The organism is Micromonospora sp. NPDC047738 (assembly GCF_040642675.1).
GTDB lineage: Bacteria > Actinomycetota > Actinomycetes > Mycobacteriales > Micromonosporaceae > Micromonospora.
The window spans coordinates 21641-35747 of sequence record NZ_JBEYSO010000020.1 but is presented as its reverse complement, the minus strand read 5'-3'; the positions used below and the strand labels follow the sequence as shown (position 1 = coordinate 35747).

Annotated in this window: 15 protein-coding genes; 5 read left to right on the top strand and 10 right to left on the bottom strand. The window is 74.8% G+C overall.

Features of this window, described 5'->3' with window-relative positions:
* Window positions 1-49 precede the first annotated feature (49 nt).
* The 4 genes from ABZ783_RS25975 to ABZ783_RS25960 all read right to left on the bottom strand — a co-directional run bounded on the left by ABZ783_RS25975 (window position 50) and on the right by ABZ783_RS25960 (window position 2174).
* On the bottom strand, window positions 50-628 hold the full coding sequence (locus tag ABZ783_RS25975; RefSeq protein WP_357442368.1) for a winged helix-turn-helix domain-containing protein: 579 nt from the start codon (window positions 626-628) through the stop codon (window positions 50-52).
* A gap of 51 nt (window positions 629-679) precedes the next feature.
* The gene (locus ABZ783_RS25970) at window positions 680-1171 is read right to left on the bottom strand and encodes a rhodanese-like domain-containing protein (protein WP_357442366.1); all 492 of its coding nucleotides are present in this window, start codon (window positions 1169-1171) and stop codon (window positions 680-682) included.
* Window positions 1172-1227: 56 nt separating this feature from the next.
* Entirely contained in the window at window positions 1228-1680 is a 453-nt protein-coding gene (locus ABZ783_RS25965) for a cysteine dioxygenase family protein (RefSeq protein WP_357442364.1), read from the bottom strand.
* 116 nt (window positions 1681-1796) lie between these two features.
* On the bottom strand, window positions 1797-2174 hold the full coding sequence (locus tag ABZ783_RS25960) for a signal peptidase I (protein ID WP_357442362.1): 378 nt from the start codon (window positions 2172-2174) through the stop codon (window positions 1797-1799).
* 167 nt (window positions 2175-2341) lie between these two features.
* Here ABZ783_RS25960 and ABZ783_RS25955 point away from each other — a divergent pair, with 167 nt between their 5' ends.
* A complete protein-coding gene (locus ABZ783_RS25955) occupies window positions 2342-3289 on the top strand; it encodes a DUF3500 domain-containing protein (protein WP_357442360.1) in 948 nt (315 codons plus the stop codon).
* Window positions 3290-3428: 139 nt separating this feature from the next.
* Here ABZ783_RS25955 and ABZ783_RS25950 read toward each other — a convergent pair whose 3' ends face one another.
* The 6 genes from ABZ783_RS25950 to ABZ783_RS25925 form a co-directional block, all read right to left on the bottom strand.
* Entirely contained in the window at window positions 3429-4187 is a 759-nt protein-coding gene (locus ABZ783_RS25950; protein ID WP_357442358.1) for a class I SAM-dependent methyltransferase, read from the bottom strand.
* A gap of 42 nt (window positions 4188-4229) precedes the next feature.
* A complete protein-coding gene (locus ABZ783_RS25945; protein WP_357442356.1) occupies window positions 4230-4754 on the bottom strand; it encodes a DUF2231 domain-containing protein in 525 nt (174 codons plus the stop codon).
* Between the two features lie 76 nt (window positions 4755-4830).
* Complete coding sequence (locus ABZ783_RS25940) at window positions 4831-5571, bottom strand: GAF and ANTAR domain-containing protein (RefSeq protein ID WP_357442354.1); 741 nt, start codon at window positions 5569-5571, stop codon at window positions 4831-4833.
* Window positions 5572-5753: 182 nt separating this feature from the next.
* Window positions 5754-8048, bottom strand: a complete 2295-nt coding sequence (secA2, locus tag ABZ783_RS25935; RefSeq protein WP_357442352.1) for an accessory Sec system translocase SecA2 — start codon at window positions 8046-8048, stop codon at window positions 5754-5756.
* A 151-nt stretch (window positions 8049-8199) separates the two neighbouring features.
* Entirely contained in the window at window positions 8200-9288 is a 1089-nt protein-coding gene (locus tag ABZ783_RS25930) for a zinc-binding dehydrogenase (RefSeq protein ID WP_357442350.1), read from the bottom strand.
* Entirely contained in the window at window positions 9281-10321 is a 1041-nt protein-coding gene (locus ABZ783_RS25925; RefSeq protein ID WP_357442348.1) for a Gfo/Idh/MocA family oxidoreductase, read from the bottom strand. The genes ABZ783_RS25930 and ABZ783_RS25925 overlap by 8 nt, the downstream gene beginning before the upstream one ends.
* Before the next feature lie 191 nt (window positions 10322-10512).
* On the opposite strand from ABZ783_RS25925, the gene ABZ783_RS25920 reads away from it, so the two are divergent.
* From ABZ783_RS25920 to ABZ783_RS25905, 4 genes are all read left to right on the top strand, one after another.
* Window positions 10513-11526: a glucosyl-3-phosphoglycerate synthase gene (locus tag ABZ783_RS25920; RefSeq protein ID WP_357442346.1), complete on the top strand. Its 1014-nt coding sequence runs from the start codon at window positions 10513-10515 to the stop codon at window positions 11524-11526.
* A 58-nt stretch (window positions 11527-11584) separates the two neighbouring features.
* Window positions 11585-12739 carry a glycosyltransferase gene (locus ABZ783_RS25915; RefSeq protein ID WP_357442344.1) on the top strand — a complete coding sequence of 385 codons (1155 nt, stop codon included), beginning with the start codon at window positions 11585-11587 and terminating at the stop codon, window positions 12737-12739.
* A 68-nt stretch (window positions 12740-12807) separates the two neighbouring features.
* A complete protein-coding gene (locus tag ABZ783_RS25910; protein WP_357442342.1) occupies window positions 12808-13275 on the top strand; it encodes a DUF4383 domain-containing protein in 468 nt (155 codons plus the stop codon).
* Window positions 13276-13363: 88 nt separating this feature from the next.
* A complete protein-coding gene (locus tag ABZ783_RS25905; protein WP_357442340.1) occupies window positions 13364-14095 on the top strand; it encodes an ATP-binding protein in 732 nt (243 codons plus the stop codon).
* Window positions 14096-14107: the final 12 nt, after the last annotated feature.

Below are 14107 nucleotides of genomic sequence, written 5' to 3'. Positions count from 1 at the left end.
GCGCGGCGCACCGGGCCGCCCGGTACGCCGCGCCGTCGCCGCCCCGCCCTCAGCGGTCGCGGTCCACCACGATCCGGGCCTCGTCGGCGAGCCGGTAGCCGACGCCGTACACGGTGGTCACCACCGGCGTGTCGACGCCGAGCTTGGCCCGCAGCCGGCGTACGTGGACGTCCACGGTACGGGCCACCGCGTGTTCGTACCCCCACACGTTGGCGAGCAGTTGGAGCCGGGTGAACACCCGCCGGGGATGCTCGGCGAGGAAGAGCAGCAACTCGTACTCGATCCGGGTCAGCGGGATCTGCACGCCGCCCCGGCGGACCACCCGGGTGCCGGCCAGGATGCGTACCGGGTGGGGCTTCTCCGCCGCGGCCGGAGCGGCTGGCTCGGCGTCGCGCCGCAGGTCGGGCACGGCGCGGACGGCCTGGTGCTCGTCGGTCGGGACCACTCCCGCGCCGGACGCGGCGAGTTCGTCGAGCAGGTCGACCAGGCGGGCCAGGCCGGGTGTCAGCACGGCGGCGCCCAGGTCGAGGGTGATGGTCACGGTGGGCGTCGTGCGGGGCCTCGGCGGCGCGGCCCGGTCGGGGCGGCCGGACCGGTGCGGGCGCGGGGAGATGGCGACGACGGACATGGAGCCTCCTGAGTGGCGGTCGCGCCCGCCACGCCGGGTGCGGCGTGGCGGTCAGCGGGGCGCCCGGCCGGTGGTGACCGGGGGCGCGGCGGACGAGGGTCGGAGCGGCGGGGTGGGGCCGAGGGTGGGCAGCCCGGCGATGCGCCAGGCGGCGAACCCGCCGACCACGTCGGTGGCCCGGTGTAGGCCGAGGTCCTGGAGCGCGGCGGCGGCCAGCGAGGACGTGTAGCCCTCCTGGCACAGGATCACCACCGGCACGTCGTAGTCGACGGCCTCGGGCAGCCGGGACGGGCAGCGCGGGTCGAAGCGCCACTCGAGCACGTTGCGCTCCACGGCGAGGGCGCCGGGCACCGTGCCGTGCGCGGCGCGCTGGCCGGCCGGGCGGATGTCGACCAGCACCGCCCCCGCCCGGTACGCGAGGTGGGCCTGCTCGGGATCGAGGCGGCGCAGCCGGCGACGGGCGGCGGCGAGGATCTCGTCGATACCCCGCGAGCCGGGTGGCGGGACCGGACAGCTCTCGGTACGGGTGGGGCGCTGGGGCATCGTCGGGTCCTTCCGGGCGGCGTGGGTCGGGGGCACGGGTGCGGCGGGCGGCGGCGTCACCAGGCCACCCCCGCCTCGGCCACCTCGGCAACCAGGAGTTGGCCGGCGACGAGGCGGTAGCGGGTCATCCGTTGCAGCGCGGGCCGGTAGACGTGCACGCTGACCGCCGGCCGGTCCCCGCGGTTGGTGACGAGGTGCACGTGGCGGGCTCCGAAGCGCCGGCCCGCGCCGGCGGCGAGCCGGTGCGGGCGGAGCCGGCCGCCGCTGACGGTCTCCTCGGTGAGGGTGCCGGCGACCACCAGGAAGGCGCCTTCGGAGCCGCCGTGGTCGTGCAGGTCGGTGCCCTGCCCGGGCAGCCAGCTCAGCGCCCACACCTCGTGCGTGGCCTCGGCGGCCAGGCGCGCGTACCACCGCTGCGCCGGGTCGAAGCGCAACGGCACCGGCCAGCGCGTCGGGTCGGCCCAACGGGCGGCGACGGCGGGCAGGTCGGGCGGATCGGTGCGGGTCATCGGTGGTTCGTCCTCACGGGTACGGAGCGGCGCGGACCACCTCACTATAGGAGGTAAACCCTATAGGTTTAGTAGGCAATACCGGATGCTGGGACGGCCCGCACGGATCCGGGCGGTCAGCGCCGGACCGGCGGGTCCACCCGGTAGCCGGGCACCGACGGCCAGCGGACGGTGAGCACCACCGACTCCCGCTCGGCGTACCAGGAGTGGTCCACGCCGCAGCCCCAGACCACGTAGTCTCCCGGCTCGCGCAGCAGCACCGTCCGGTCCCGCAGCTCGATCCGGAACGCCCCGCTGATCAGCACCAGGAGGGCGGTGCGCCGCTCCCCCGTCGCCCACGCCGAGCGCGTCTCCCCGGCCGGGTGCACGCCCCACTTCACCTCGACCTCGGTGCTGTGCCGCACGTCCCCGAGCGGCTTGAAGTGGCCGAGCAGCCAGCCCGCGTCGGTCGCCCCGTCCACCGCCGCGTTGCCGACGTACACCCGATCGTCCATCCGTACCCTCCCGTGCCGGCTCGGCAAGCTACCAGGCGCCGGCCCTGGCCCGGCAGCACCTCCGGCCGCCCGGTTCCTCGACCCGCCCGCGACGCAAGCCCCACCCCGTCCGAGCTGGCCCGCCGGGCTCCCGGCGCGACGGCCGGTCGGGCAGGTATACAAGGGCGGTGGAGGATCCCCTGCCCGAGCAGATGCGCGCGGCGGCCGGCGCGTGGCTGGCGGCGCTCGACGAGCCGGCCCGACAGCGGGCCCGGCACGACTTCGCCGACGAGGCCGCACGGCGCTGGCTGGAGTACCGGCCCCGGCCCCGGCCCGGGGTCAGCCTCGCCGACATGGACGTCACCGCCCGCAAGGCCGCCCACCGGCTGCTCGCCACCGCGCTCAGCCCGCCCGCGTACGCCCAGGCCATGGCGGTCGTCGCCCTCGAGGAGGTGCTCGACCGGGCGGAGAGCTGGCGGCGCGGCCGGCACAGCGGCGACTACTGGGTGGCCGTCTTCGGCGACCCGGCCCGCGACGACCGGTGGGGGTGGCGGTTCGAGGGCCACCACCTGTCGGTGACGATGACCGTGGTCGACGACCAGGTCTCCCCCGCCCCGCTCTTCCTCGGCGCGAACCCGGCCACCGTCCGGTACGCCGGCCGCCCGGTCTCCCGCCCGCTCGGACCCGAGGAGGACCTGGCCCGCGAACTGCTCGACGCGCTCGGGCCAGCCGGCCGAGCCGCCGCGATCATCGCCGACGAGGCGCCCGGCGACATCATCAGCGCCACCCGGCCCACCGCGCCGGACCGGCTCGACCCGCTCGGCGTGCCCCGGGACCGGCTCACCCCGACCGGGCGGGCGCTGCTCGACCAGCTCGTCGCCCTCTACCTGGACCGGCTGCCGCCCGAGCTGGCGGCCCGCGAGGCCGGCCGGCTCGACGGTGGGGAGCTGCATTTCGCCTGGGCCGGCCCCACCCGGCCGGGCCAGCGGCACTACTACCGGATCCAGGGCGACGACCTGCTGATCGAGTACGACAACACCACCGACGACGGCAACCACGCACACACCGTGCTGCGCCGCCCGGCCAGCGACTTCGGCGCCGACGTCCTGGCCGCCCACCACGCCACCGCCCACTAACCACCCCACCCCCACCCCGCCCCGGTCCCGCTCGCGGGTCCCGCCCCGTTGATCAAGGAGTTCGCGTCTGGTTGGAGATCGACCTCGACGCAAACTCCTTGATCAACGCCTGCCTCTCCGGGGTGGGGGGTGGGGGTGGTCAGGGGTGGTGGGCCTCGATGAGGAAGCGTTGGGCGTGGGTGGTGAAGGGGCCCTCGGCGCGGATCTGGTCGTGCAGGCGGCGCAGCTCCGGACGGTAGCGGTCGACCGTGAAGCCGGGGACCGTCCAGATCACCTTGCGCAGGAAATACACCACCGCGGCGATGTCGTGGAAGACCGTCCGCAGGGTGGCCGTACGCAGGTCCACCACGGTCAGCCCGGCGGCCTCGGCGGCGGCGACCGCCTGCTCCGGGTGGCGCGCAGCCGGCGGCGGGAGCGGCCCGAGGATCGCCTCGCTCAGTTCCCGCTGGGTGCCGGCGCCGATCTGCTGGGAGAGGTAACTGCCGCCGGGGCGCAGCACCCGGGCGATCTCGCTCCACCAGGTGTCCACCGGGTGCCGGCTGACCACCAGGTCGAAGGAGCCGGCCCGGAACGGCAGCGGCGGCCGCTCCGCCACCTGGACGACGGTGGCGCCGACCCGGCGCAGCGTACGGCGGGCGACCGCGACGTTCGGCGGCCACGCCTCGGTGGCGACCAGCAGCGGAGGCGGGGCGGGCACCTCGGCCAGCACCTCACCGCCGCCGGTGTCGATGTCCAGCGCGGCGTCGACGGTGGCCATCCGCGCGCCGACCAGACGGGCGTACCCCCACGGCGGGCGTTCCTCGCTGGCCCGCCCGGCCAGCCAGGAGAAGTCCCAGCCCTCGACCGGCACCGCCGCACCCTCGGCGATCAGCTCCTCGAAGTCACCATCCGCGCTCATCCCGCCGAGCCTGTCGTAGCGGCGCCGGACGCGGCAACGGGTTTACCGGACGGGACCGGCCGCTCGGGCCGGCGGCCGGATGATCTCCACGGTGGACGCCGGGAGCTCGGCGAGCGCGTCGAGCCCGCCCTGCTCGCCGGCCCGGCCGCGGTCGAACTGGCGCATCAGCCCGGCGCCCAGCCACACCCCGACCGACCCGACGGCCAGCGCCAGCAGCTCGGTGGCCAACTGTCCGCCGGTCGCGCCCCGCTGCGGCGCGTGGGCCCGGATCAGGCAGGTGAGCAGAAACAGCGCCGCCATCGCGGCGTTGACCAGGCTGACCGTGACGGCGGTGCGCCGGGTGCGGTCGGCGCGCACGTCCCACAGGTCGACCATCCCGGCGACCGCGGTGAGCGCGGCGGCGACCAGGGCGGCCACGGCGGTCCAGTAGCCGACCTCGCCGAGGAAGGCCGGGCCGCCGGCGACGTCGGCCAGATCGAAGACCGCGGCGCTGACGAAGAGTCCGAACGGGAACGTCACCAGCATCGGTTGGATGGGGTGCCCCTGCACCCGCAGTCGGCTCTCCATCGGTCCCTCCCCGGGTCGGCGCAGCTCACCAGTCCAGGGTGCTACCCACGTGCCACCGGGGCGAAACGGACGCCGCTCAGCTCTCCCGGGGCCGGGACACGGTGGACACCAGCCGCTCGGCGACCTCGCGCAGCGGGATGTCCAACGAGGCGGCGGCGCTGCGCAGCACCGCCAGCGCCTCCGGCGCCGGGCAGCCGCGCTGCGTCATGATCACCCCGACGGCCTGCCCGATCACGCCCTCCTCCAGCAGCGCCGCGTCGAGCTGGCCAGCCTGGGCGGCCTGCCGCTCCCGGTCCCGCACGGCGGCGAGGAGCAGCCCGGCGTGCTCGGCCAGGAGCATCGCGGTGAGCTGGTGCCGGGGGGTGAGCGCGCCGGCCGGCTCGGCGTACAGGTTGATCGCGCCGATCACCTGCTCGTCCACGTCGACCGGCGCGGAGATCACCCCGCGTACGCCCAGCCCGCGGGCCCGCCCGGTCCAGGCGGGCCAGCGCGACTCCCGGTCGAGGTCCGCCGCGGTGATCATTTCGCGCCGCCGGATGGCGGCCAGGGCCGGCGTGTCGGGGCCGTGCCGCAGGTCGTCCAGCTCGGCCCGGGCGGCGTCGGAGGCGGCCACCCCGGCCGGCTCGCCGGCGCGCAGCGCGGTGAAGCCGCAGCTGTCCACCCCGGGTACGGCGTCCCCGGCGACGCGGACCAGCCGGGCCAACGCCTCGTCGAAGTCGGCGACGGCGATCAGGCCGGCGGTCAGTTCGCGCAGCAGGGCGGCGGTCTCCAGCACGTTGAGTGGGTCGGTCACGGGTTCCCGCGTGTCGAGGTTCACCGGGCCACGGCCCCCGCCACCTCCGACCACGCGGTGTCCCCGTTCGGCGCCATTGCCTGTCCCATCCGCTCTCTCCCTGACTCGAAGCCCCGGCCTACTACCCTGACAAACCAGGTTCGAAACAGCGCAAAGGGGTCCCTTCCGGCGCGCCGTGCGCCGGGGAGGGACCCCTTCGTCGACGGTCAGCGGGACCCGGAGATGAGCCGCCGCCCCACCGAGGCGATCAGCCGGTCCAGCTCCGAGCCGAACGGGTTGTCGTGCACCAGGTACGTCCAGGTGGCGCTCGGCCGGACCAGCTTCGCGGCGTCCGGCTCCCAGCCCTCGTCGAACTCGGTCTCCTCGAAGGTGGCGATGGTCCGCGCCTCGATCTCCGGGACGAGCGCGTTGAACGCCGGGACGGCGCTGCGGTGGAACTCGTCCAGCGGGTCGAGGCGGCCCAGCGCGCGCAGGTGCACACCCTCGCGGACCTCGGAGAGCTCGGCCAGGTGCTCGGCCCAGAGCCGGTCCAGGTGGAAGAGGGCGATCTTCCGGGCCACCTCGGCGAGCAGGTCCTCGTCCATCTCGCCGGCCTTCTCCGGCACCCGCTCCAACAGCATGAGCGCGGCGATGTCGCTGGTCAGCAGCCGCTCCCGCCGCTCGGCGAGGGCCTTGCGCTGCTGCTCGATCACCACGCTGTAGCGCCAGGTGTTGCGGTGGATCTCGTGGTTGACGCCCTCCGCGACCCGCTGGGCGTGCTCCACCGCGTAGTCGACCTGCGGGTCGGTGACCAGGCCGTCGGCGTTCATCCGGGGCGACGCCGGGACGGTGTCGCCGGCGTGCCGGACGACGAGGTCGTCCTCCAGGCTGACGAAGAAGACCGACCCGCCCGGGTCGCCCTGCCGGCCGGCCCGGCCGCGCAGCTGGTCGTCGACCCGGCGGCTGTCGTGCCGGCCGCTGCCGATCACGTACAGGCCGCCGAGGCCGGCCACCCGCTCCCGGTCGGCCTGGTCGCTGCCGCCGAGGCGGATGTCGACGCCGCGGCCGGCCATCTGGGTGGAGACGGTCACCGCGCCGTACGCGCCGGCCTCGGCGATGATCGCCGCCTCCTCGTCGTCGTTCTTGGCGTTGAGGACCACGCAGGACACGCCGGCCGCGTGCAGCCCGGCCGCCAGGCCCTCGGACTCCTTGACGTCCAGGGTGCCGACCAGCACCGGGCGGCCCGCCTCGTGGCAGCGCTTGATCTCGTCGATCAGCGCCTCCTCCTTCTCGGCCCGGGTGGCGTAGATCCGGTCCGGCTCGTCCTCCCGGACGCACGGGGTGTTCGGCGGGATCACCGCCACCTCGAGGCCGAAGAACTCGCGGAGCTGGTCGCCGACGAGCACCGCGGTCGCGGTCATCCCGCAGACCTTCGGGTAGAGCGCGATGAACGCCTGCACGGCGATGGTGCCCAGCACCTCACCCTCGGCGGTGGCGTCCAGGCCCTCCTTCGCCTCGACCGCGGCCTGCAGCCCGTCCGGCCAGCGGCGGCGCTGGGCCACCCGGCCGCGCATCTCGTCGATCAGCTCGACCGAGCCGTCCCGGACGATGTAGTCCACGTCGCGGTGCAGCAGGGCGTGCGCGTGCAGCGCCACGTTGACCGCGGAGAGCTGCCCGACGTGCTCCTCGTCGTACAGGTCGATGCCACCGAGCTTGGCCTCGACGGTGGCCAGGCCGGCGGAGGTGAAGGCGACGCTGCGGCCGTCCTCGGCGATCGTGTAGTGCTTGCCCTTGCGCAGGCCGCGGACCAGCCCGGCGGCCGCGTGCACCGGGTCCTGCTCGCCGGCGACCGCGCCGGCGAGCACCATCGGCACCCGGGCCTCGTCGATGAGGATGGAGTCGGCCTCGTCGACGATGGCGGTCTTCAGCGCCGGCTGCACCCGGTCGTCGAGGTCGGTGACGAGCTGGTCGCGGAGGAAGTCGAAGCCGGCCTCGCTGACCGAGACGTAGGTGACGTCGCAGGCGTACGCGGCGCGCCGCTCGTCGGGGGTGGAGGCCTCGTTGACCCAGCCGACGGTGAGCCCGAGCAGCCGGTAGACCGGTGCCATCCACTCGGCGTCACGGCGGGCCAGGTAGTCGTTGACGGTGAGCACGTGGACCGGGCCGTTGCCCATCCGGACGTGGCCGTACGCGGCGATGGTCGCGGTGAGCGTCTTGCCCTCACCGGTGGCCATCTCGGCCACCTTGCCGGAGAGCAGGGCCATCGCGCCGAGCAGCTGGACGTCGTAGGGCCGCTGGTCGAGGCCGCGGCGAGCCGCCTCCCGGCCGATCGCGCAGATCTCCTCGTACCCCTCGGCCTGCCCGGCGGCCTCGGTCAGCTCGGCGTCGGAGAGCTTCTCCAGCTCCGCCTCGCGGGCCTCGACGGCCGGCAGCAGCTTCTCCAGCGGGGCCAGGTCGACCGTCGTCCCCGGGCGCTGGAGGAACCGCCGGAACCTGGTCTTCAACCGTTGCGACACACCCATGAGCGGCAACGGTACGCGAACCGGAGCCGATTGTGACCCCCGCCCGGCGCCGGGTCTGTCCGGTGTCCGGTTTCCTGACCGTTTCGGCAGCTCAGAGCGGTTCCGGCCGCTGGCCGTCGGGAGGGCCGCCGGCGGCCGGGCGGCCCACGCGTCAGCCGGTGAACACCACCTGGAGTTCCTGCCGGCGACGCTCGGCCAGGTCGATCAGCAGCGCCGGCGCCTCGTCGAGGGGCACCACCGCCGTCACGACGTGCTTGCGGATCAGGTCGCCGTACTGGCGCAGCAGCTCGATGGTCTCCGCGGAGAGCCGTTCCCGGTCCCAGGTGGGGGCGAGCCCGCGGGGCACCCGCCCGATCTGGGCGCACCGCAGCGACAGCCCGTTGTGGTGGAACTCCTCGCCGAGCCGGACCTCGTCCGCGCCGGACTGGTAGAACGCGAGGTCGATGACGGTGCCCTGGGGGCGCAGCAGGCGCAGCGCGAGGTGCAGCGCCCAGGCCTGGCCCCGGCACTGGAACACCACGTCGGCGCCCCGGTCGCCGGCGGCGTGGTGCCACCGGGTCTTGAGCACCACCGCCGGGTCGTCCGCGGCCGGGTCCAGGGTCTCCAGGCCGAGCGCCTCGGCCACCTCGCGCCTGGCCGGGGTGGGGTCGAGGACCACCACGGACGCGGCGCCGTGCCGCCGGGCGAACAGCGCGGTGAGCAGGGCGACCACCCCGCTGCCGACCACCGCGACCCGGCGGCCGCGTACGCCGTCGCCGAGCGAGCGCACGTCGGTGCCGCACAGGTCGGCGGCGGCGTGCAGCAGCCCGTTGGCGCAGATCGGGCCCATGTGCGCGACGTAGACGCCGAGCAGCGGGTCGAGGTCGTCGGGGAGCGGGACGAAGCGTTCGGCGAGTGGGTCGGCGACGTACCCGGTGCGGTGGCCGTAGGTCATCGCACCCACGGTGCCCACCGGGACGGCCGGGGTGCGGCTCTCCACCACCCGGCCGACCTGCATGTAGCCGAGCCGGGTCACCGGGTACGGGGTGCTCGCCGCGCCGAGCTGGAACAGCCCGAGATCCCTGTTCCAGGTGACGTTGAGGTAGGGGTTGGTGCCCTTGACGTAGCTCAGCTCGGTGCCGGCGGAGACCCCGCTGCACACCGTCGCCACCCGGAAGGTGCCCTCGCGCAGCTCGCCCGCCTCCTGCTCGACCAGCTCCACGGCGCCCGGTCCGTTGACCACGACCACCCGGTCACGCATCGACGGTCACCCCGGTCGGTTCGGCCGGCACGGCGTCGGCGACCGGGGTGGTGAGCCGGGCGGCCGGCCCGGTGGGCAGCGCCACGCTGCGCCCGGTCCGCGCCGACTCCGCCACCGCGACGGCGAGCCGCTGGGTGCGCAGCGCCTCGGCGTACGGGACGCGGATGTCGTCGCCGATGCCCCGCACCGCGTCGATGAAGGCCCGGTCGACGGCCACCCGGGCGCCGTCCGGGTCGGCGGGCAGATGCCGCTCCCCCTCACCGTCGCAGATCAGCAGGCCGTCCTCGGCCAGCGACATCGCCAGCCCGTCGGCGAGGATCTCCACGCCGGCCCGGTGCTTCCAGCCGAGCACGCAGGCCGCGGCGAGGGTGCCGACCGCGCCGGAGGTGAAGCGCACGGTCGCCGCGGTGACCGAGTCGATGTCGGCGCCCTCCACCGGCGGCGGGGTGCCGTCGCCGTACGCGGTCACCTCCGACGCCTCGCCGACCAGCACCCGGAGTAGGTCGAGCACGTGTGCGGCCTGCTCGACCACCGGGCCGCCGGAGCGGTCGCACCGGGCCCACCAGGCCACCGGCGGGACCTTGTCCAGCCAGGCCGCGTTGACCATCCGCGCCGGGCGGTCGGCGAGCAACTGCCGGGCCTCCGCCACGACGTGCAGGTAGCGCCAGTGGTGGCCCACCGCGGTGAGCAGTCCCCGCCGCTCGACCAGCGCGGCGATCCGTTCCGCGGTCTCCAGGTCCACCGCCACCGGCTTCTCCACGAACATCGGCACGCCGGCGTCGATGACCGCCTCCTCCACCGGCCCGTGCGCGAACGGCGGTACGCAGACGTACACGGCGTCCGGGCCGGCGGCGAGCAGTTCCGCCACGTCGGCAAAGGGGCGTCCGCCGTACGTCCCGGCGAGGGCCTCCGCCGCGTCCCGGGCAACATCGGTCACCCCGACCAGTTCCACGTCCTCGAAGCCGGTCAGCACGCGGGCATGGCGTTGCGCCACCCCACCGGCCCCGACCAGTCCCACCCGGCACGTACGCATCCGTCGACCCTCCCGCCGCGACTCACGTAGCTGCCGACTGCTCTCCCCTGGTCGGCGCGCAACCAAACGTTTACCGGCGAGGAACCAGCCGGAGAGTGGGGGGTGATCACGCTGTTCGGCATGATCCGGTTAGCGCGGGGTGCGTAATGGGAAAAGCAAACGCGCGTTTCCGCCACAACCTGGGGGTGCCAGTGCGGGATACACAAGCAATCGTTTCACCTGTGGTGGAGGCCTGGGCCACGTACCGCACCACCTCGGCGGACGACTGGCCGGCGCGGCGGTTGCTGCGGGCGAAGGGTGACAGCCGGGTCAGCGTGGTGCTGCCGGCGCGCAACGAGGAGGCCACGGTCGGCGCCATCGTGTCGACGATCCGCGAGCACCTGATGGACCAGATCCCGCTGGTGGACGAGCTGATCGTGGTGGATTCCCGGTCGACCGACCGGACCGCCCAGGTGGCCCGGGCGGCCGGCGCCGAGGTGGTCAGCCAGGACGCGATGACCCGGGGGCTGCCCCGGCTCTCCGGCAAGGGCGACGCGCTCTGGGCGGGGCTGGCGGCGGCCGAGGGGGACGTGGTCGCGTTCGTCGACGCCGATCTGCGCGAGTTCCGGCCACACTTCGTCACCGGGCTGATCGGCCCGCTGCTGACCGACCCGTCGGTCGATTTCGTCAAGGGCTTCTACCACCGGCCCCTGGTACGGGCCAGCGGCGTGGAGCCGGACGGCGGCGGGCGGGTCACCGAGCTGACGGCCCGCCCGCTGCTGAATCTCTTCTGGCCCGAGCTCGCCGGGTTCGTGCAGCCGCTGGCGGGCGAGTACGCCGGCCGCCGAGTGGTGCTGGAGCAGGTGCCGTTCGTCTCCGGGTACGGCGTGGAGACGGCCATGCTCATCGACCTGTTGGAGCTGGTCGGGCTGGACGCGCTGGCCCAGGTGGACCTCGGCCAGCGCAAGCACCGCCACCAGGACGCCGCCGCGCTGGGCCGGATGTCCGCCCAGATCATGCTCACCGTCTGGTCCCGGTTGCAGCGGCGGGGCTGGGCGAGCCCGGACGCCGTTCCGAGCACCCTGCTGACCCAGTTCCGGCGGGGCGGCTCGGAGGCGCTGCCCAACCTGGACCGGGAGATCGCGGTCAGCGACATCTCGATCGAGGAGCGCCCACCGCTGGCCCAGTTGCGGCACCGGGTGCCCCGGCGACGGGTCGCGGCGTGAGCGGGCGCGCCCGGCGCAGCGGCCGGGCGGGTCGCGCCGCCGACGGAAGGAACCCACGATGAGTCTCACGGTCCTGATGAACGCGGGCCCCTGGTTGTCCGTGCCGCCGCCCGGCTACGGCGGGATCGAGAACATCGTCGCCACCCTGGTGCCGGAGCTGCGCAAACTCGGCGTACGGGTGGTGCTCGCCTCGGTGGAGACCAGCACGCTGCCCGTCGACGAGAAGATCTCGGTCTTCCCGGACGGGCAGTTCCACGCCCTGCAACGGCCGTACAACCAGGTCTGCGGGATCTCCCAGGCGCATCTCAACGGGGTGGTGCGCGCGCTGCACACCCGCGACGACATCGACCTGGTGCACGACCACGTGGAGGCGGTCGGGCTGGCCACCCTGGCGGCGATGGGACCGGACGCCCCGCCGGTGCTGCACACCCTGCACTGGGACCTGGCCAAGCACCCCGAGCTGTACGGCAACCTCGACGGCGGCGACCGGATCCGGGTGAACGGGGTGTCTGCGGCGCAGCTGGCCCGCGCACCCCGCGCCCTGCAGGACCACTCGGTCGGGCACGTGCACCTGTCCACCCCACTGGCGGTCGACGCCGACCGCCGCCCGCCGGCCGAGAAGGGCGACCACGTGATCGTGCTGGGCCGGGTCAACCCGGGCAAGGGGCAGGACCTGGCCGCGCGGGTGGCCCAGCAGGTCGGCTTCCCGCTGGTGCTCGCCGGCCCGGTCGGGCCGTACCACCGGCCGCAGGACCTGGCCGCGGCGGGTGACGAGGCCCGGCAGAATCCGGACGTGCGCTTCTTCTACGACCAGGTCGCCCCGTACCTCGACGGCGACCTGGTGCGCTGGGTGGGCACGGTCGCCGGCCAGCAGCGGGACGACCTGCTCGCCGGCGCGCGGGCCGCGCTCTTTCCGCTGCGCTGGGAGGAGCCCGGTGGCACGGCGGTGGTCGAGTCGCTCTCGCTGGGCACCCCGGTGGTGGCCGTCGCCCGTGGTTGCCTGCCGGAGCTCGTCGAGCACGGCCGCACCGGTCTGCTCACCACGGACGAGGAGGAGCTGGGCGATCTGGTCATGGCGGCCGGGCTGCTCGAGGCGGACGAGTGCCGGCGCGAGGCGGCCGCCCGGTTCACCCCGGCGGTGATGGCCGAGCGGTACGTGGGGCTGTACGAGCGGGTCCGCCAGCCGGCCGCCTCCACCCTCCAGCTCGCCTGAGGGAGTCCACCCGCGTTTGCCGCCCCGGCCCGCGGGGAACCGGTCCGGACCCACCTCAGGAGGCCGGCATGACGAACTCGATGGCCCACTCGCGGGCGCGACGGAACCCGGCCGACGGCCGCGCCCCGGCAAGCCGGGCCGCCGCGGGCATCGGGGTGATCTTCCTGATCGTCGGGGTGCTCGGCTTCATCCCGGGGATCACCACCAACTTCGGCGACCTCTACTTCGCCGGACACGAGTCGATGGCGAAGCTGTTCGGGGTCTTCCAGGTCTCGGTCCTGCACAACATCGTGCACGTGGCCTTCGGGGTGGCCGGCCTGGCGCTGGCCGCGACGGTCTCCAGGGCCCGGGCCTTCCTGGTCGGCGGCGGGGCGATCTACCTGGTGCTCTGGCTCTACGGACTGATCGTCTACCACAGCACCGGCGCCGCGAACTTCATCCCGGTCAACGGCGCGGACAACTGGCTGCACCTCGGGCTCGGCATCGGGATGATCGCCCTCGGGCTGGCCACCGCCCGGGTCGCCGCTCGGCGCTGACCGGGGCGGGATGGGCGTCTGGTCCGGTTTCATCCGCCGTGCTCGCGGGTAGTTGGCAGGTCCGCGACGACTCGGAAACGAGGGCCTGATGTCGACCCGGATCAGCTGCGAGGTGCGCGACGAATCGCCGGTCACGGTCGTACGGCTCACCGGCGAGCTCGACGTGGACACGATGCGGTCGGTGCACACGGTGCTGGAGCGGTGCCTGGCCGCCCAGCCCGACGCGCTCGTGGTGGACCTGGGACGGCTGGACGTCGCGGACCCGCTGGCGCTCTCCGTCTTCGCGGCGGCGGCCCGGCGGGCCGCCGACTGGCCCGCCGTACCGCTGGTGCTGTGCGCTCCCCCGCCGGCCGCGGCGAGCTGGCTCGACGAGATGACCGTGGGCCGGGAGCTCCCGGTACGCCCGGACTGCGCCGAGGCCGCGGCGCTGGCCGGCGCGGCGGCGGCCCCCCGGCTACGGGAACGGCTGGAGCCGGTCGCCGGGGCGTGCCGGCGGGCCAGGGAGCTGGTCACCGACGGCTGCCGCCGGTGGAACATCCCGGAACTGGCCGGCCCGGCGGCGCTGGTGATCACCGAGCTGGTCGGCAACGTGGTCCGGCACGCGGGCACCCCGATGCAGGTGACGCTGACCCTGCGCAGGCCGTACCTGCGGGTGGCCGTGCTGGACGGCAGCCCGGCCGACGCGCGGCCCGCGGCCGCCCTCGGCCCGCGGGCCGAGGGCGGCCGCGGACTGATGCTGGTCCGCGAGCTGAGCCAGCGTTGGGGCAGCGCCCCGGCCGGCACCGGCAAGGTGGTCTGGGCCATGCTGCCCGCGAATTGACCTAAATTTCAC

What these genes read in the sequence shown, in the direction of transcription:
- ABZ783_RS25975 (WP_357442368.1), bottom strand. Translation starts at nt 628, where the DNA reads ATGTCCGTCGTCGCCATCTCCCCGCGCCCGCACCGGTCCGGCCGCCCC.
- ABZ783_RS25970 (WP_357442366.1), bottom strand. Translation starts at nt 1,171, where the DNA reads ATGCCCCAGCGCCCCACCCGTACCGAGAGCTGTCCGGTCCCGCCACCC.
- ABZ783_RS25965 (WP_357442364.1), bottom strand. Translation starts at nt 1,680, where the DNA reads ATGACCCGCACCGATCCGCCCGACCTGCCCGCCGTCGCCGCCCGTTGG.
- ABZ783_RS25960 (WP_357442362.1), bottom strand. Translation starts at nt 2,174, where the DNA reads ATGGACGATCGGGTGTACGTCGGCAACGCGGCGGTGGACGGGGCGACC.
- ABZ783_RS25950 (WP_357442358.1), bottom strand. Translation starts at nt 4,187, where the DNA reads ATGAGCGCGGATGGTGACTTCGAGGAGCTGATCGCCGAGGGTGCGGCG.
- ABZ783_RS25945 (WP_357442356.1), bottom strand. Translation starts at nt 4,754, where the DNA reads ATGGAGAGCCGACTGCGGGTGCAGGGGCACCCCATCCAACCGATGCTG.
- secA2 (WP_357442352.1), bottom strand. Translation starts at nt 8,048, where the DNA reads ATGGGTGTGTCGCAACGGTTGAAGACCAGGTTCCGGCGGTTCCTCCAG.
- ABZ783_RS25930 (WP_357442350.1), bottom strand. Translation starts at nt 9,288, where the DNA reads ATGCGTGACCGGGTGGTCGTGGTCAACGGACCGGGCGCCGTGGAGCTG.
- ABZ783_RS25925 (WP_357442348.1), bottom strand. Translation starts at nt 10,321, where the DNA reads ATGCGTACGTGCCGGGTGGGACTGGTCGGGGCCGGTGGGGTGGCGCAA.
- ABZ783_RS25915 (WP_357442344.1), top strand. Translation starts at nt 11,585, where the DNA reads ATGAGTCTCACGGTCCTGATGAACGCGGGCCCCTGGTTGTCCGTGCCG.
- ABZ783_RS25910 (WP_357442342.1), top strand. Translation starts at nt 12,808, where the DNA reads ATGACGAACTCGATGGCCCACTCGCGGGCGCGACGGAACCCGGCCGAC.
- ABZ783_RS25905 (WP_357442340.1), top strand. Translation starts at nt 13,364, where the DNA reads ATGTCGACCCGGATCAGCTGCGAGGTGCGCGACGAATCGCCGGTCACG.